Genomic DNA, 16,991 nt, shown 5'->3' with positions numbered 1-16,991 from the left:
TCCCGTTCCGCCTCTTGTTGTGCGGAGGCTGTTCGAATGCCGCCGCCCGCGCGGAACGTTACCGTATCGCGATCAGATGACCACTTCGACGCCCTCGCCGGGTGCTTTACCTGACACCCGTTCGGATTCGAGGGCCTGCTGGAGGATGATCACAGCGGCGGCCTGGTCGATCACCGAGCGTCCCTTCTTCGCCTTCACCCCCGAGGCGCGCAGTCCCTGGCCCGCCGTGACCGTGGTCATCCGCTCGTCGACCAGCCGGACCGGCACCGGGGCGATGCCCCGGGCCAGCTCCGCCGCGAAGCCGCGGACCTTGACGGCGGCCGGGCCCTCGCCCCCCTTGAGGGAACGCGGGAGTCCGACCACCACCTCGATCGGCTCGTACTCCCCGACCAGTTCCCTCAGTCTGTGGTGCGCCGCCTGGACATCCCGGCCGGGCACGGTCTCGACCGGGGTGGCGAGGATCCCGTCGGGGTCGCACGAGGCGACCCCGATCCGGGCGTCCCCCACATCCACGGCGAGCCTGCGTCCCCGGCGCATTACTTCGCGGTCTCCGCGATCAGCCGCTCCACGGCGTCGGCGGCCTCGCCGATGGCGGCCGGGTCCTGGCCGCCGCCCTGGGCGACGTCCGGCTTGCCGCCGCCCCCGCCGCCGAGTGTCTTGGCGGCCGTACGGACCAGGTCACCGGCCTTGAGACCGCGCTCGCGGGCGGCCTCGTTGGTGGCGATGACGGTGAGCGGCCTGCCGTTGGCCGTGGTGAACAGGGCGACCACGACGGGCCGGCCGCCCTGGATCCGGCCGCGGACGTCGAGGACCAGCTTGCGCAGATCGTCGGCGCCGGTGCCGTCCGGCACCTGGCCGGTGACCACCGCCACACCGTGGACGTCCCGGGCGGACCCGGCGAGTCCGGCGGCGGCCTGGAGCACCTTCTCGGCGCGGAACTTCTCGATCTCCTTCTCGGCGTCCTTCAGCCGGCCGAGCATCCCGGAGACCTTCTCGGGCAGTTCCTCGGGACGGCCCTTGAGGAGTTCGGTGAGCTGGTTGACGACCGTGTGCTCGCGGGCGAGGAAGTGGTAGGCGTCCACGCCGACCAGGGCCTCGATGCGGCGGACGCCGGAGCCGATGGAGGACTCGCCGAGCAGCTTGACCAGGCCGAGCTGGGCGGTGTTGTGGACATGGGTGCCGCCGCACAGCTCCTTGGAGAAGTCGCCGATGGTGACGACCCGCACCCGGTCGCCGTACTTCTCGCCGAACTCGGCGATGGCGCCCTGCTTCTTCGCCTCCTCGATGCCCATGACCTCGGCATGTACGTCGAGGTCGCGGGAGAGCACCTCGTTGATCTTCTGCTCGACGTCGGTCATCACGGCCGTGGGGACGGCGGCGGGCGAACCGAAGTCGAAGCGGAAGCGGCCGGGCTGGTTCTCGGAACCGGCCTGGGCGGCGGTCGGGCCCAGGGCGTCCCGCAGGGCCTGGTGGGTGAGGTGGGTGGCGGAGTGGGCGCGGGCGATGGCGGTCCGGCGGCGGACGTCGATGACGGCCTCGGCCCTGGCGCCGACGGTGACCTCGCCCACCTGGACGACGCCCTTGTGGACGTACACCCCCGGGACCGGCTTCTGGCAGTCGCGGATCTCGACCACGGCACCGGTGTCGACCCGGATCCGGCCGGTGTCGCCGATCTGGCCGCCGCCCTCGGCGTAGAACGGGGTGCGGTCGAGGACGATCTCCACCTCGTCGCCCTCGGTGGCGGCGGGCGAGGAGACCCCGTCGACCAGGATGCCGACGACCGTGGACTCGCCGGTGGTGTCGGTGTAGCCGATGAACTCGGTGGCCCCGGCGGCGTCGGCGATCTCCCGGTAGGCGCCGAGGTCGGCGTGGCCGGTCTTCTTGGCGCGGGCGTCGGCCTTGGCGCGCTCGCGCTGCTCCTTCATCAGCCTGCGGAAGCCGTCCTCGTCCACGGCGAGGCCCTGCTCGGCGGCCATCTCCAGGGTGAGGTCGATCGGGAAGCCCCAGGTGTCGTGGAGCAGGAACGCCTTGTCACCGGCGAGGACGGTGCCCCCGGCGGACTTGGTCTCGGTGACGGCGCTGTCCAGGATGTTGGTGCCGGCCTTGAGGGTCTTGAGGAAGGCGTTCTCCTCGGCGACGGCGACCTTCTCGATCCGCTCGCGGTCGGTGACCAGCTCCGGGTACTGCTGCCCCATCATGGCGATGACCGTGTCGATGAGGTCCTTGACGACCGGGCCGGTGGCGCCGAGCAGGCGCATGTTGCGGATGGCCCGGCGCATGATCCGGCGCAGGACGTAGCCGCGCCCCTCGTTGCCGGGGGTGACTCCGTCGCCGATGAGCATCACGGAGGTGCGCATGTGGTCGGTGACCACGCGCAGGGAGACGTCCGAGTCGTGGGCGGCGCCGTAGGCGACACCGGTCAGCTCGGTGGCCTTCTCGATGACGGCCATGGAGGTGTCGATCTCGTACATGTTCTGCACGCCTTGCAGAATCATGGCGAGGCGTTCGAGACCGAGGCCGGTGTCGATGTTCTTGCTGGGCAGCTCGCCGAGGATCTCGAAGTCCTCCTTGGAGGTGCCCTCGCCGCGCTCGTACTGCATGAAGACCAGGTTCCAGATCTCCACGTACCGCTCGTCGTTGACGGCGGGGCCGCCCTCGGCGCCGAACTCGGGGCCGCGGTCGTAGTTGATCTCGGAGCACGGGCCGCAGGGGCCGGGGACGCCCATGGACCAGTAGTTGTCCTTCTTGCCCAGGCGCTGGATGCGCTCGGCGGGCACCCCGACGACATCGCGCCAGATGCGCTCGGCCTCGTCGTCCTCCAGATAGACGGTGATCCACAGGCGCTCGGGGTCGAGGCCGTAACCGCCCTTGTCCTGGGGGCTGGTGAGCAGCTCCCAGGCGTAGGTGATGGCGCCTTCCTTGAAGTAGTCGCCGAAGGAGAAGTTGCCGCACATCTGGAAGAACGTGCCGTGCCGGGTGGTCTTGCCGACCTCTTCGATGTCCGGGGTGCGGACGCACTTCTGGACACTGGTGGCACGGGCGTGGGGGGCCTTGACCTCACCCAGGAAGTAGGGCTTGAACGGCACCATGCCGGCCGGGACGAGGAGCAGAGTCGGGTCGTCCGCAATGAGCGACGCCGAAGGGACGACGGTGTGACCGCGCTCCTCGAAGAAGCTCAGCCAGCGACGACGGATCTCAGCCGACTCCATCAGTGGTCCTCATTCCGATTCCGGTGGTACGAGTGCATCGGGGCTTCGATGTACTTCGGGGTGTCCTTGTGGGGGTACGGGGTGTTCTCGATGGCGGTGTACCGGCGCGGGGCGGGGAGCGCGGGGTCCGCGTCGATGCCCAGCGCGTCGGTCAGTTCGGCCTCCCGCTGGGCCATGTTGTCGCGGACGTCCAGCGCGAAGCCGACGGCCCGGTCCCGCACCCGCTGCCCGGTCTCCAGCGCCTTGTTGGCGGCGGTGGCGGCGAGGCTCTCCGGGGTCAGGCTCCGCAGCTTGCGATTGACCTTGGTGGTGGCCCAGACCCCGGCGGCGACGCCGGTGGTGAACCAGAACGTACGGCGGAACATCGCTCGGTCTCAGTCCTTACTTCCGCTTGCGGCGCGCGCCGGGGAGCGTGCGCCCCACGATCACGGCTCGCCGGGGGGCCTGGGCGGGCGGCTCGGCGGGCGCGTCGGCCCGGCGGCCACCGAGCGCACGGCGTACGCCGTAGCCGAAGGCGGCCACCTTCACCAGCGGGCCGCCGAAGGTGGAGGCGACGGTGGAGGAGAGCGCCGACGCGTTCGACGTGACCTCCTGGACGTCCGAGGCGATGGCGTCGACCCGCTGGATCTGCGTCTGCGCGGAGCGCACCGCCGCGGAGGCGTCGGCGAGCAGCGGGACGGCCTGGTCGGTCACGTCCGCGACGAGCTTGGTGGTCGCCCTGAGCGTCTGGGCCAGCCTCGCCAGTGCCACCGCGAGGAAGGAGACCAGGATCGCCCAGAACACGGCCACCAGGATCCCGGCCACCTCTCCACCGGACACTGCGCACCCGCTCCCTGAAACGCCCTGAACATCGAGAAAGTCGTGCACCGAGCCTATCGCGCCGGGGGTGCGGCTCCGTACCCGATTACGGCCCGGCGCGCAGCGGAACGCGTGTGATCAAGGGAAGCGATTGTACGCAGTGATTACGTTTCAGTACGCTCCGTGTCTTATGCGACCAGATCAGCCCACCGGTGACCGAATGAACAGCGGGGTCCGCGGGCCCGGCAATCTCCCCCTGGAACTCGACGCGTTCGTGGGCCGCTCGGCCGAACTGACCGGGCTGGCGCGGGCGCTCGCGGAGGCGCGGCTGGTCACGGTGACCGGTCCGGGCGGGGTCGGCAAGTCCCGGCTGGCGGCGCGCGCGGCGGGGCTCGCGGCGCCCCGGGACGGGGTGTGGCGGGTGGAGCTGGCCGCCGTGCGCGACCCGGAGTTCGTGGTGTACGCGGTGGTGGAGGCGCTGGGGCTGACCGATCACACCACCCGGCCGCCGCGCGAGACCCTGCTCACCGGGCTGGCGGGCCGTGAACTCCTGCTGGTGCTGGACGGGTTCGAGCATCTGGTGGACGCGTGCGCGGCCCTGGTGGGCGCGCTGCTGCGGAAGCTGCCGGGGCTGCGGGTGCTGGGGGTGGGCCGCCGGCCGCTGGGGGTCGCGGGCGAGCGGCGCGTCCCGCTGGCGCCGCTCACCGAGAACGAGGCGGTGGCGCTGCTGCGGGTGCGGGCGGCGCTGGCGGGCGCGGTGCCGGACGACGACCCGGCGCTGCGGGAGCTGTGCCGGCGGCTGGAGGGGATCCCGCTGGCGGTCGAGCTGGCGGCGGGGCGGCTGGGGACGCTGACGCCGGAGCGGCTGCTGGAGCGGCTCGACGACCGGTTCCGGCTGCTGACCGGGGACGGACGGGACGCGCTCCCCCGGCACCGGACCCTGCGCACGGCGATCGGCTGGAGCCATGAGCTGTGCGCGCCCGGCGAGCGGCTGCTGTGGTCACGGCTGTCGGTGTTCGCGGGAACGTTCGACCTGGAGGCGGTCGAGTACGTGTGCAGCGGCGACGGGCTGCACGCCGACGACGTCCTGGACACCCTGTCCCCTCTGCTGGCGCAGTCCGTGGTGAGCCGGGAGGAGACCCCCGCGGGGACCCGCTACCGGATGCTCGACACGATCCGGGAGTACGGGGCCGGGTGGCTGGAGGCGGCGGGTGACGCGCCCCGGCTGCGGCGCCGCCACCGCGACTGGTACCTGGGCCTGGCGACCTGGTGCGAGCTGGACTGGTTCTCGCCCCGTCAGGCCGAGGTGGCGGCGCGGGTGGACGCGGAGCTGCCGAATCTGCGCTGGGCGCTGGAGCACTGCCTCGCCGAGCCGGACGACGCGCATCTGGCGCTGTATCTGTCCGGGTCGCTGTGGTTCTCCTGGGTGGGCTGCGGGCGGCTGGCGGAGGGGCGGCGCTGGCTGGAGCGGAGTCTGGAGCTGCCGGTGGAGGACGCGGGGCACGAGCAGGCGCGGCTGAAGGCGCTGTGGGTGCTGGGGCATGTGGCGATCCTCCAGGGCGACCGGGTGCCCGCGCTGGCGGCGCTCCAGGAGTGCCGGGAGGAGGCCGGGCGGCTGGCCAGCGCGACGGCGACGGCGTACGCCGAGCACCGCTCGGGCTGTCTGGCGCTGGTCTGCGACGACATGCCCCGTGCGGAAACGCTGCTGCGGGGCGCCCTGGAGCGCTATCAGGAGATCGGCGAGCTGAACAGCAATGTGCTGATGGGCCAGGTCGAGCTGGCGATGACCCGTGCCTTCCAGGGCGATCTCGCCGAGGCGGTCCGGCTGTGCGAGGACGTGCGCCGGGTCTGCGAGGACCACGGGGAGCGCTGGACCCGGGCCTACGCGCTGTACGTCCTCGGGTACGCAGCCTGGGGCGAGGGCGATCTCACGGGGGCGCGCACCCTGCTGGCCGACGCCCTCACCACCGCGCACGCCTTCCACGATCTGCTGGGCACGGTGCTGGCGGTGGAGCTGCTGGCGCTGGTCACGGCGGCCGAGGGGGATCCGGGGGAGGCGGCGGTGCTCCAGGGGGCGGCGGCCGGGATGTGGCCGGCGGTGGGGCTGCCGCTGTTCGGTTCGGCCCACTACAACCGGCCGCACGAGCGGTGCGAGGCGCTGTCCCGGGCCCGCCTCGGCGACGAGCGGTACGCGGAGTGCGTACGGCTCGGGGAGCGGCTGGACCGGGAGACGGCGGTGGCCCGCGCGCTGGAGCGGTGCCCGGCGCGCTCGCCGGAGCTGCCGGGTGCGCCGCGCGGGACCCTGCGGCACGCGGGGCGGGCGGAGCCGGGCACGCACAAGCCCGCCGCCTCGCCCACCCGGAAGGGCGGGGAGACGGCGGGCTGACGCGCGGGTGGTGCTACGTCCGGGTCAGCGGGCGTAGTACTCGACGACGAGCTGCTCGTCGCAGATCACCGGGATCTCCTTGCGGTTCGGCTCGCGGTCCAGGCGGAACGCCAGGGCCTTGAGGTTCACCTGGAGGTAGCGCGGGGTCTCGCCGTCGGGGGCGAAGCCGCCCTCGCGGGAGATCTGGAACAGCGTCTTGTCCTTGCTGCGGTCGCGGACCTGCACCACGTCGTCCGGGCGCACGACGAAGGAGGGCTTGTCGACCTTCTTGCCGTTGACCTGGATGTGGCCGTGGACGACCATCTGGCGGGCCTGGTAGATCGTGCGGGCGATGCCCGAGCGCAGGACCAGCGCGTCGAGGCGCTTCTCCAGCTCCACGATCAGGGCCTCACCGGTCTTGCCCTGGACCTTGGAGGCGCGGTCGTAGGCGCGGACGAGCTGGCGCTCGGAGATGTCGTACTGCGCGCGCAGACGCTGCTTCTCCAGCAGACGGACCTTGTAGTCCGAGTTCTGCTTCCGGCCGCGGCCGTGCTCACCCGGGGGGTAGGGGCGGGCCTCGAAGTACTTGACGGCCTTGGGGGTCAGCGCGATGCCGAGGGCACGCGACTTCTTGACCTTGGGGCGGGACTGGTTCGCCACTGTTTCTCGTTTCCTTGATTCGGCTTGTCAGGGTGGGCGGGAGGTCGCATCCGCAGCCGGGGAAACCCTTCGGTCCGTTGCCGGGCCGGTGGGCAGCCGCTCCCCTGGTCTGGGCACATACGTGCAGCACGCGAGTGGCCCACCGACCGGTCACGCCGTACCGAGAGGCACAGCGAGGGGTGGTGGGCTGCCCGCGACACCGATCGACGGTGCGCGACGCTCCTGGAACCCGCTGGGGGTTCCGGCTGGATGTCCCGCTCTGACAGTGCGGGACGCAGCACTCGGGCGATTCTACAGGCCGCTCAGGAGGGCTTGCGACCGAGGTGCTTCCTGGTCCACTCCACCGCGTCGGCGTAGCGGGCCTCGGCGCCGTGCCGGGTGGGGGTGTAGTACTCGCAGTCCTTGAGGGCGTCCGGCGCGTACTGCTGCTCGGCGATGCCCTCGGGCAGGTCGTGCGGGTAGCGGTAGCCCTGGGCGTGGCCCAGCTTGGCGGCGCCCTTGTAGTGCCCGTCGCGCAGATGCGGGGGGACGGGACCGGCCAGGCCCTTGCGGACGTCCTCCAGGGCGGCGCCGATGGCGGTGGTCGCGGCGTTGGACTTGGGTGCCAGGGCGAGGGCGATGGTGGTGTGGCTGAGGGTGAGGGCGGCCTCGGGGAAACCGATCATGGCGACGGCCTGGGCGGCGGCCACGGCCAGCGGCAGGGCGCCCGGGTCGGCGAGCCCGATGTCCTCGCTGGCCGAGATCATCAGGCGCCGGGCGATGAAGCGGGGGTCCTCGCCCGCCTCGATCATCCGGGCCAGATAGTGCAGCGCGGCGTCGACGTCCGAGCCCCGGATGGACTTGATCAGGGCACTGGCCACGTCGTAGTGCTGGTCGCCGTCGCGGTCGTACTTCACCGCCGCGCGGTCGACGGTCTCCTCCAGGGTGGTGAGGGCGATCTCCGGCTCGCCCTTGTCGAGGGCGGCCCCGGCGGCGGCCTCCAGCGCGGTCAGCGCCCGGCGGGCGTCACCGCCGGCGATCCGCAGCAGATGCGCCTCGCTGTCCTCGGGGAGGGACACGGCCGACTTCAGGCCGCGCTCGTCGGCGAGCGCCCGGCGCAGCAGTCCGCGCAGGTCGTCGTCGGTGAGGGGTTCGAGGGTGAGCAGGAGGGAGCGGGAGAGCAGCGGGGAGATCACCGAGAAGTAGGGGTTCTCGGTGGTGGCGGCGATCAGGGTGACCCAGCGGTTCTCCACGGCGGGCAGCAGCGAGTCCTGCTGGGCCTTGCTGAAGCGGTGGATCTCGTCCAGGAAGAGGACCGTCTCCCTGCCGAAGCCGCCGGTGGCGCGGCGGGCTCCGTCGATGACCGCGCGGACCTCCTTGACCCCGGCGGTGATCGCGGACAGCTCCACGAACCGCTTGTTGGTGGCCTTGGAGACGACATACGCCAGGGTGGTCTTGCCGGTGCCGGGCGGGCCCCAGAGGATCACCGAGGACGGCCCGGCCGGGCCCCCGGCGCCCTCCCCCACCAGCCGCCGCAGCGGCGATCCGGGCTTGAGCAGATGCTGCTGGCCCACCACCTCGTCGAGCGTGCGCGGGCGCATCCGGACGGCCAGGGGGCTGGCGGCCGGGTCCTTCTCCTGGCGTTCCTCGGCGGCGGCGGTGAACAGGTCGGGTTCCACGCTGAAACCCTAAGTCACGGCACTGACAATGCGGGGGCGTCCCCCGGGACGGGGCTCCCGACCGGGCCGGGGACCGGGCTCACCGGCCCCCCTGGGCTCACGCCCAGAGGTCGGCGCCCCAGCGGGTGAGGATCAGCATGACGATGACGCCGATGTGGGTGGCCGGCAGGACCCAGGTGAACTCGGCGAGGAAGCGCTTGACGGGCGCCGGGGCCGGGAGGAAGCCGTTGCGGACGTTGGCGGAGGTGACGTACCAGAACATGATGATCGTCGCGGCCCAGGCCAGGGAGCACCACAGGCACAGGGCGTTGATCCGGTACAGCGACTGGAACTGGAGCCAGGTGCAGAAGACGACGCCGAAGAGGGTGCCCGCGTTGAAGGTGAGCCAGTACCAGCGCGGGAAGGTGGCCCGGGTCAGCAGGGTGACGCCGACGCAGATCACGATGCCGTAGGCGACGAGGCCGAGCATCGGGTTGGGGAAGCCGAAGACGGACGCCTGGTCGCTCTCCATGATGGAGCCGCAGGAGACGACCGGGTTGACGCTGCACCCGGGGACATAGGTCTCGCCCGCGACCTTGGCTTCGAGGAGCTTGAACTTGTCGAGCGTGATGACCCACGCGGCCAGCAGCCCGGCGGCGCCCGTGATCATCAGCATGAGCGCGAAGGCCCGGCTGCCGCCGACCGCGCCCGCCCCGGCCCGGGTGGGGGCCGTCGGCTCGGGCCCGGGGTCGGTGGAGACGTCCCTGACTGTCGTCTTGCTCATCACGCCGATTCCGTCACTGGGGGAGGGTCCTGCTTCGGGCACGGCCATTGTGCCGCACCCCTCCGCGTCCGGACCGTTGTGCCGGGGTAAGAAGGGCCGTCGGCCCCAGGTGGGAGGCGGGTTCCGGACAGGTTTTCGGGCCGTACGGCCCTTGCGCCGAGGGTGACGGGGGTTCGTTCCCCTGCGGCTCGCGGGGACGGGGGTGCCCGTGAGCCCCGGGGACGCCGGCCGCTCCCGCTGACCGGGGGTGCCTGATTGCCCGGCGCTCCCCGGTGATGCGGGGCCCGCGCGCGGGTGCCCGGTCCAGAGTCCGGGGCCGGTCCAGCGGGGCCCACGCGCGGGCGCCCGATTCCCGGACGTCGGCGCTCCCCGGTGATACGGGGCCCACGCCCGCGGGTGCCCGGTGCCGATGAGGGGAACCGGGCGCCCGCGGGGGCGGGGTGTCAGCCGAGGCGGGACTCCAGTTCCGCGACGATCTCGCCGACGCCGATTGCCGTCTGCTCGCCGGACTCCATGTCCTTGAGCTGGACGATGCCCTCGGCGAGGTCGCGCTCGCCGGCCACGAGGGTGTAGCGGGCGCCGCTGCGGTTGGCGTTCTTCATGGCGCCCTTCAGGCCCCGGCCGCCGAAGGAGAAGTCGGCGGCGATGCCCACCTTGCGCAACTCGGTGACCTTGGCGAACAGCACCCGGCGGGCCTCCTCGCCGAGGGGCACCGCGTAGACGCTGGTCGGGGCGGGGAGGTCGAGGGAGACGCCCTCCGCGTCCAGGGCGAGGACCGTGCGGTCGACGCCGAGGGCCCAGCCGACGGAGGGCAGGGCGGGGCCGCCGATCATCTCCGAGAGGCCGTCGTAGCGTCCGCCGCCGCCGACCGCGGACTGGGCGCCGAGCCCGTCGTGGACGAACTCGAAGGTGGTGCGGGTGTAGTAGTCCAGGCCGCGCACCAGCCGCGGGTCGTCCTCGAAGGCGACGCCCGCCGCGGTGATCAGCTCCCGGACCTCCTCGTGGTACGCCTTGCAGGCGTCGCAGAGGTAGTCGCGCAGCAGCGGGGCGCCGGTGAGCTGCTTCTGCACCTCGGCGCGCTTGTCGTCCAGGACGCGCAGCGGGTTGATCTCCGCCCGGCGCAGGGTGTCCTCGTCCAGGTCGAGGCCGCGCAGGAAGTCCTGGAGGGCGGCCCGGTAGACGGGGCGGCACTCCTGGTCGCCGAGGCTGTTGAGCAGGATGCGGAAGTTCCTGAGCCCCAGGGAGCGGTACGCCTGGTCGGCGAGGATGATCAGCTCGGCGTCCAGCGCCGGGTCCTCGGCACCGATCGCCTCGGCGCCGACCTGCGAGAAGTGCCGGTAACGGCCCGCCTGGGGCTGCTCGTAGCGGTAGTAGGAGCCCGAGTACCAGAGCTTGACGGGGAGGTTGCCCGCGCGGTGCAGATTGGCCTCCAGCGCGGCGCGCAGCACCGAGGCGGTGCCCTCGGGGCGCAGGGCGAGCCGGTCGCCGCCCTTGGTCTCGAAGGCGTACATCTCCTTGGTGACGATGTCGGTGGACTCGCCGACGCCGCGCGCGAACAGTTCGACGTTCTCGAAGCCGGGGGTCTCGATGTAGCCGTAGCCCGCGTCGCGCAGCGGGGCGGCGATGGCCTCGCGGACGGCGAGGTAGGCCGCCGAGCGGGGCGGGATCAGGTCGTAGGTGCCCTTGGGGGCCTGGAAGGTGCTCACGGAAGGTCTCTCGTCACATTCCTCGTCGGGGAGCGTCGGTGCTCCCGAGGCCGGCGGCCACCTGCCGCAGATAGGGGTTGGTGGCGCGCTCCTGGCCGATGGTCGTCTGGGCGCCGTGCCCGGAGAGCACCACGGTCGAGTCGTCGAGCGGCAGGCACACGCGGGCCAGCGAGTCGAGCATCTCGGCCATGTCACCGCCGGGCAGGTCGGTGCGTCCGATGGAGCCGGCGAAGAGCAGATCCCCGGAGAAGAACACCGACGGGATGTCGGCCGCCTCGGGCATCCGGAAGGTCACCGACCCCTTGGTATGGCCCGGCGCGTGCGCGACGGAGAACTCCAGTCCCGCGAGGTCCAGCGCGGTGCCGTCGGTCAGCTCCCGGACGTCGTCCGGCTCGCCCACGGTCAGTTCGCCCATCAGCGGCATCCCGATGGAGCGGCCGAGGGCCTTCTCGGGGTCGCTCATCATGTAGCGGTCCTCGGGGTGGATCCAGGCGGGCACGTCGTGCGCCCCGCAGACCGGGACGACCGACGCCACATGGTCGATGTGGCCGTGGGTGAGGACGACGGCGACGGGCTTGAGGCGGTGTGTGCGCAGCGCCTCCTCGACCCCGGGGGCGGCCTGGTGGCCCGGATCGATGATCACGCACTCCTCACCGGCGGCGGGGGCGACGAGATAACAGTTCGTCCCCCAGGCCCCGGCGGGGAACCCGGCAATGAGCACGATCGTCCTTCGTTTGTATCGGTTCGGGCGGCGGTTTCCACTGCCCCGCACGGCCGGTGACCGGCCACACCCGTCGTCAGAGCCTACCGGCGCTGCCGGATCCTCAGGTAACCCATATACGGTACGGGGCACACGCAGGCGGTCGGCTCACCAGACGCGCCCGCACCGCGGCCGACGTACGAGACGCATGAGGAGTAAACCCGGTGGTCAGCCAGGAGCAGCGGCGGCGTCAGCTCGCCCGGGAGAAGTTCTTGCGGCAGCAGCAGCGGCGTACCGACGCCCGCCGCAGGTCGCGCACGCGCAACGCGGTGATCGCGTCGGTGATCGGCGTCGTGCTGGTCGCCGGTCTCGCGCTCTACACGACGGACGCGTTCGACGGCGACGACAGCGCGAACGCCGCGTCGGAGTCGACGCCGAGCGGGACGCCGAGCGCCGCCCCGGACCCGTGCGAGAAGCCGGCGGCCGGGGAGGTCGCCACGAAGACCTGGGACAAAGAGCCCGAGATGTCCATCGACGAGTCGGCGAAGTACACCATGACGCTGGCCACGACCTGCGGGGACATAGACATCGAGCTGAAGGCGTCGGCGGCGCCGCGCACGGTGAACTCGTTCGAGTTCCTCGCGGGCGAGGGCTACTTCGACCACACGAGCTGCCACCGGCTGACCAGCAGCGGGATCTACGTCCTCCAGTGCGGTGACCCCAAGGGCGACGGCACCGGCGGGCCGGGCTACACCATCCCGGACGAGAACCTCAAGGACACGGCGCTGAAGGGCGATGTGTACCCGGCGGGCACGGTGGCGATGGCCAACCAGTACAACGCGCAGACCGACGAGGGCCGGGACAGCGGCGGCAGCCAGTTCTTCCTGGTCTACCAGGAGAGTCCGCTGCCCCCGGACTACACGCCCTTCGGTACGGTCTCCGAGTCCGGCATGGCCGTTCTGAAGAAGATCACCGACGCCGGGGAGAGCACCGGCATGGGTGACGGGACGCCCAACGCGACGGTCGTGATCGACAAGGCGACGGTCGCCAAGTCCTGACGATCAGGGCGGCCCGCCTGCGAAATTTCGGTGGCGCTGGATGCGGACAGGCAACCCGCCGGTCGCCTATGTTGGCCGTGACGAAACTGTGGACGATGCCCGGGGGCGCCGAAGTCCCCGGGGCATCATGTGGAGGAGGCGCTGTGAGCAGCGACCCGTGGGGCCGCGTCGACGAGACGGGGACCGTGTACGTGCGTACGGCCGACGGCGAGCAGGTCGTCGGCTCCTGGCAGGCCGGCTCCCCCGATGAGGCGCTGGCCTACTTCGAGCGCAAGTACGAGGGCCTGGTGGTCGAGATCGGCCTCCTCGAAAAGCGAGTGAAGACCACCGACCTGTCCGCCAAGGACGCCCAGACCGCCGTCGACCATCTGCGCGAGCAGGTGGATGCGCACCACGCGGTGGGCGATCTGGACGCGCTGCGGGCCCGGCTGGACAAGCTCGTGGAGCAGGTGGAGGCCCGTCGCGAGGAGCGCAAGGCGCAGCGCGCCCGGCAGGCCGACGAGGCCCGTGACGCCAAGGAGGCCCTGGTCACCGAGGCGGAGGAGCTGGCGCAGTCGGACCAGTGGCGGGCCGCCGGGGAGCGGCTGCGGGCGCTGGTGGACACCTGGAAGGGCCTGCCCCGGCTCGACCGCAAGTCGGACGACGAGCTGTGGCACCGCTTCTCGCACGCCCGCTCCGCGTTCTCCAAGCGGCGCAAGGCGCACTTCGCGCAGCTCGACGCGCAGCGCGAGGACGCCCGCAAGACCAAGGAGCGGCTGGTCGCCGAGGCCGAGGCGCTGTCCGCCTCCACGGACTGGGGTCCCACGGCCGCCCGCTACCGCGAGCTGATGGCGGAGTGGAAGGCCGCGGGCCGCGCCCAGCGCGAGCACGAGGACGATCTGTGGAACCGCTTCCGCGGCGCCCAGGACGTCTTCTTCGCCGCCCGCAGCTCGGTCTTCGCCGAGCGGGACGCGGAGCAGACGGAGAACCTCAAGCTCAAGGAGGAGCTGGCCGGGGAGGCCGAGAAGATCCTCCCGGTCACCGATCTGCGGACCGCGCGGGCCGCGTTCCGCTCGGTCAACGAGCGGTGGGAGGCCATCGGGCACGTCCCGCGGGACGCCCGGCCGAAGGTCGAGGGCCGGATGCAGGCGGTGGAGCGGGCGATCCAGGAGGCCGAGGAGGCCGAGTGGCGCCGGACCAACCCGGAGGCCCGCGCGCGGGCCGAGGGGCTGACCGGTCAGCTCCAGGCGGCCGTCGACAAGCTCGGCAAGCAGATCGAGCAGGCGCGCGCCCAGGGCAACAACGCCAGGGCCGACAAGCTCCAGAAGGAGCTGGAGGGCCGGCAGGCCCTGCTGGACCAGGCGCTGAAGGGTCTCCAGGAGTTCGGCGGCTGAACCGGCTGATCGTCGCCGTTCAGCCCGGCACGCCGGGCGGACCATGGGAAAGGGGCTCCCCGGGGAGCCCCTTTTCGTTCGCCGGGGTGGCCCGCCGGGGCTGGCTCGCTGGAGCCGTCGCCCGCGTTTACGAGCGGCTGCGCGCCGAGGTCACCCGGTAGACGTCGTACACGCCCTCCACGCCCCTGACCGCCTTCAGGACGTGGCCCAGGTGTTTGGGGTCGCCCATCTCGAAGGTGAAGCGGGAGGTGGCGACGCGGTCGCGGGAGGTCTGGACGGCCGCCGAGAGAATGTTGACGTGCTGGTCGGACAGGACGCGGGTGACGTCCGAGAGGAGCCGGGAGCGGTCCAGGGCCTCGACCTGGATGGCGACCAGGAAGACCGAGGACTGGGTGGGCGCCCACTCGACCTCCAGGATCCGCTCGGGCTCCCGGGACAGCGACTCCACATTGACGCAGTCGCTGCGGTGAACCGATACGCCGCTGCCGCGGGTCACGAACCCGATGATCGGGTCGCCGGGTACGGGGGTGCAGCAGCGGGCCAGCTTGACCCATACGTCGTCGACGCCCTTGACCACCACACCGGGATCCGCGCTGGAGCGGCGCTTGCGGCCACGGCCCCGGGCGGGCGGTACGGACTCGTCGATCTCCTCGGTGGCCGCCTCCTCGCCGCCGAACGCCTGGACCAGCTTCTGGACGACGTTCTGCGCGGAGATATGGCCCTCGCCGATCGCCGCGTACAGGGCGGAGATGTCCGGGTAGCGCATCTCGTGCGCGAGGGTGACCAGGGAGTCGCCGGTCAGGATGCGCTGGATCGGCAGGTTCTGCTTGCGCATGGCGCGGACGATGGCGTCCTTGCCCTGCTCGATGGCCTCGTCGCGGCGCTCCTTGGAGAACCAGGCGCGGATCTTGTTGCGGGCGCGGGGTGATTTGACGAAGCCCAGCCAGTCGCGGGAGGGGCCCGCGCCGGACGCCTTGGAGGTGAAGACCTCGACCAGATCGCCGTTGTCGAGGGTGGACTCCAGCGGGACGAGTCTGCCGTTGACCCGGGCTCCTATGGTGCGGTGGCCGACCTCGGTGTGGACGGCGTACGCGAAGTCGACCGGGGTGGCGCCCGCGGGCAGCGCTATGACGTCGCCCTTCGGGGTGAAGACGAAGACCTCGTTGCGGGAGAGGTCGAAGCGCAGGGACTCCAGGAACTCGCCGGGGTCCTCGGTCTCCTTCTGCCAGTCGAGGAGCTGGCGCAGCCACGCCATGTCGTTGAGGTGGTCGTCCTTGCCCTTGCCCGCCTTGGGCACGTCGGTGCGCACCTTGGAGGCCCCGGCGACGGCCTCCTGCTTGTACTTCCAGTGCGCGGCGATGCCGTACTCGGCGCGGCGGTGCATGTCGAAGGTGCGGATCTGGAGTTCGACGGGCTTGCCGTTGGGGCCGATGACCGTGGTGTGCAGCGACTGGTACATGTTGAACTTGGGCATCGCGATGTAGTCCTTGAAGCGCCCCGGAACCGGGTTCCAGCGCGCGTGGACGGTGCCCAGGGCCGCGTAGCAGTCACGGACGGTGTCCACCAGGACACGGATGCCGACCAGGTCGTAGATCTCCGCGAAGTCCCGGCCGCGGACGATCATCTTCTGGTAGACGCTGTAGTAGTGCTTGGGGCGGCCGGTGACGGTGGCCTTGATGCGGGCCGAGCGCAGGTCCTGCTGGACCTCGTCGGTCACTATGGCCAGGTATTCGTCGCGCTTCGGGGCCCGCTCGGCGACCAGCCGGACGATCTCGTCGTACATCTTGGGGTAGAGGATCGCGAAGGCGAGGTCCTCCAGTTCCCACTTGATGGTGTTCATGCCGAGGCGGTGGGCGAGCGGCGCGTAGATCTCCAGGGTCTCGCGCGCCTTCTTCTCCTGCTTCTCGCGCTTGAGGTAGCGCATGGTGCGCATGTTGTGGAGGCGGTCGGCGAGCTTGATGACCAGGACGCGGGGGTCCTTGGCCATGGCGACGACCATCTTGCGCACGGTCTCGGCCTGGGCCGCCTCGCCGAACTTGACCTTGTCCAGTTTGGTGACGCCGTCGACGAGCAGGGCGACCTGGTCGCCGAAGTCGCGGCGGAGCTGGTCGAGGCCGTACTCGGTGTCCTCGACGGTGTCGTGCAGCAGCCCGGCCATCAGGGTGGCCGGGTCCATGCCCAGCTCGGCGAGGATGGTGGTGACGGCGAGGGGGTGGGTGATGTAGGGGTCGCCGCTCTTGCGCTTCTGGCCGCGGTGCCAGCGCTCGGCGACCTGGTACGCCTTCTCGATCTGGCGGAGCGTGGCGGTCTCGATCTTCGGATCGTTGCTGCGCACTATCCGCAGCAGCGGCTCCAGGACCGGGTTGTACGGGTTGGAGCGCTGGACGCCGAGGCGGGCGAGCCGGGCGCGGACGCGGTTGGAGGAGCCGGAGCGGGCGGCGGGCTGCTGGGGGGCGGTCGGCACCGGGGGCGGCGGGGTGGGGCGGATCGCGGGGGCGCGCTCGGGCGGGGCGGGCTTGGGGCGCGCGGCCTCGGCGGCGGGCCGGTCGGCGGGGGCCGACTGGGCGTGCTCGACCGTCCCGCGTGGCTCGGCGTGCTGCTTCTTCGCGTCCGGCGCGGGCTGCGCCGCGGGCTCCGAGGCGGGCTCGGGCTTGGCGGCGGTCAGGTGCTGGGCCTCGTCTGGCAAGAGGGCTCCTCGTGC

Annotated in this window: 13 protein-coding genes; 3 read left to right on the top strand and 10 right to left on the bottom strand. The window is 71.8% G+C overall.

What is annotated here, in order from left to right; all coding sequences use genetic code 11:
* Positions 1-72: 72 nt before the first annotated feature.
* Genes ruvX through AB0O01_RS19185 form a run of 4 tightly spaced genes read right to left on the bottom strand, consistent with a single transcriptional unit; the run spans position 73 to position 4,028 of the window.
* Entirely contained in the window at positions 73-537 is a 465-nt protein-coding gene (gene ruvX / locus AB0O01_RS19200) for a Holliday junction resolvase RuvX (RefSeq protein ID WP_365314799.1), read from the bottom strand.
* Positions 537-3,209: an alanine--tRNA ligase gene (gene alaS, locus AB0O01_RS19195; protein WP_365314798.1), complete on the bottom strand. Its 2,673-nt coding sequence runs from the start codon at positions 3,207-3,209 to the stop codon at positions 537-539. Before alaS ends, ruvX begins: the two co-directional genes overlap by 1 nt.
* A complete protein-coding gene (locus tag AB0O01_RS19190; RefSeq protein WP_365314796.1) occupies positions 3,209-3,574 on the bottom strand; it encodes a hypothetical protein in 366 nt (121 codons plus the stop codon). The genes alaS and AB0O01_RS19190 overlap by 1 nt, the downstream gene beginning before the upstream one ends.
* Positions 3,575-3,590: 16 nt before the next feature.
* On the bottom strand, positions 3,591-4,028 hold the full coding sequence (locus AB0O01_RS19185) for a DUF948 domain-containing protein (protein ID WP_365314795.1): 438 nt from the start codon (positions 4,026-4,028) through the stop codon (positions 3,591-3,593).
* A 199-nt stretch (positions 4,029-4,227) separates the two neighbouring features.
* Between AB0O01_RS19185 and AB0O01_RS19180 the strand changes: the two genes are divergently transcribed.
* The gene (locus AB0O01_RS19180) at positions 4,228-6,393 is read left to right on the top strand and encodes a regulator (protein WP_365314794.1); all 2,166 of its coding nucleotides are present in this window, start codon (positions 4,228-4,230) and stop codon (positions 6,391-6,393) included.
* 24 nt (positions 6,394-6,417) lie between these two features.
* Here the strand turns inward: AB0O01_RS19180 and rpsD are convergent, their stop codons facing one another.
* The 5 genes from rpsD to AB0O01_RS19155 form a co-directional block, all read right to left on the bottom strand.
* Entirely contained in the window at positions 6,418-7,032 is a 615-nt protein-coding gene (rpsD, locus tag AB0O01_RS19175; protein ID WP_365314792.1) for a 30S ribosomal protein S4, read from the bottom strand.
* Positions 7,033-7,334: 302 nt separating this feature from the next.
* Positions 7,335-8,690 (bottom strand): replication-associated recombination protein A, encoded by a 1,356-nt coding sequence (locus AB0O01_RS19170; RefSeq protein WP_365314790.1) that lies wholly within the window; start codon positions 8,688-8,690, stop codon positions 7,335-7,337.
* Positions 8,691-8,787: 97 nt separating this feature from the next.
* Complete coding sequence (locus AB0O01_RS19165; RefSeq protein ID WP_365314788.1) at positions 8,788-9,453, bottom strand: vitamin K epoxide reductase family protein; 666 nt, start codon at positions 9,451-9,453, stop codon at positions 8,788-8,790.
* 443 nt (positions 9,454-9,896) lie between these two features.
* Positions 9,897-11,159, bottom strand: coding sequence for a histidine--tRNA ligase (gene hisS / locus AB0O01_RS19160; protein WP_365314787.1), 1,263 nt, complete (start codon positions 11,157-11,159; stop codon positions 9,897-9,899).
* Between the two features lie 13 nt (positions 11,160-11,172).
* Complete coding sequence (locus AB0O01_RS19155; protein ID WP_365314786.1) at positions 11,173-11,880, bottom strand: MBL fold metallo-hydrolase; 708 nt, start codon at positions 11,878-11,880, stop codon at positions 11,173-11,175.
* A 203-nt stretch (positions 11,881-12,083) separates the two neighbouring features.
* Between AB0O01_RS19155 and AB0O01_RS19150 the strand changes: the two genes are divergently transcribed.
* Positions 12,084-12,917 (top strand): peptidylprolyl isomerase, encoded by an 834-nt coding sequence (locus AB0O01_RS19150; RefSeq protein WP_365314784.1) that lies wholly within the window; start codon positions 12,084-12,086, stop codon positions 12,915-12,917.
* A 143-nt stretch (positions 12,918-13,060) separates the two neighbouring features.
* On the top strand, positions 13,061-14,290 hold the full coding sequence (locus tag AB0O01_RS19145; protein WP_365314783.1) for a DUF349 domain-containing protein: 1,230 nt from the start codon (positions 13,061-13,063) through the stop codon (positions 14,288-14,290).
* Positions 14,291-14,417: 127 nt separating this feature from the next.
* Here AB0O01_RS19145 and AB0O01_RS19140 read toward each other — a convergent pair whose 3' ends face one another.
* Positions 14,418-16,976 carry a RelA/SpoT family protein gene (locus tag AB0O01_RS19140; protein ID WP_365314781.1) on the bottom strand — a complete coding sequence of 853 codons (2,559 nt, stop codon included), beginning with the start codon at positions 16,974-16,976 and terminating at the stop codon, positions 14,418-14,420.
* Between the last annotated feature and the right edge of the window lie 15 nt (positions 16,977-16,991).

Origin of the sequence: Streptomyces sp. NPDC093252 (assembly GCF_040683675.1) — a bacterium.
GTDB lineage: Bacteria > Actinomycetota > Actinomycetes > Streptomycetales > Streptomycetaceae > Streptomyces.
This window is presented reverse-complemented; position numbering and strand designations above follow the sequence as displayed.

What these genes read in the sequence shown, in the direction of transcription:
- ruvX (WP_365314799.1), bottom strand. Translation starts at nt 537, where the DNA reads ATGCGCCGGGGACGCAGGCTCGCCGTGGATGTGGGGGACGCCCGGATC.
- AB0O01_RS19165 (WP_365314788.1), bottom strand. Translation starts at nt 9,453, where the DNA reads ATGAGCAAGACGACAGTCAGGGACGTCTCCACCGACCCCGGGCCCGAG.
- alaS (WP_365314798.1), bottom strand. Translation starts at nt 3,209, where the DNA reads ATGGAGTCGGCTGAGATCCGTCGTCGCTGGCTGAGCTTCTTCGAGGAG.
- AB0O01_RS19190 (WP_365314796.1), bottom strand. Translation starts at nt 3,574, where the DNA reads ATGTTCCGCCGTACGTTCTGGTTCACCACCGGCGTCGCCGCCGGGGTC.
- AB0O01_RS19180 (WP_365314794.1), top strand. Translation starts at nt 4,228, where the DNA reads ATGAACAGCGGGGTCCGCGGGCCCGGCAATCTCCCCCTGGAACTCGAC.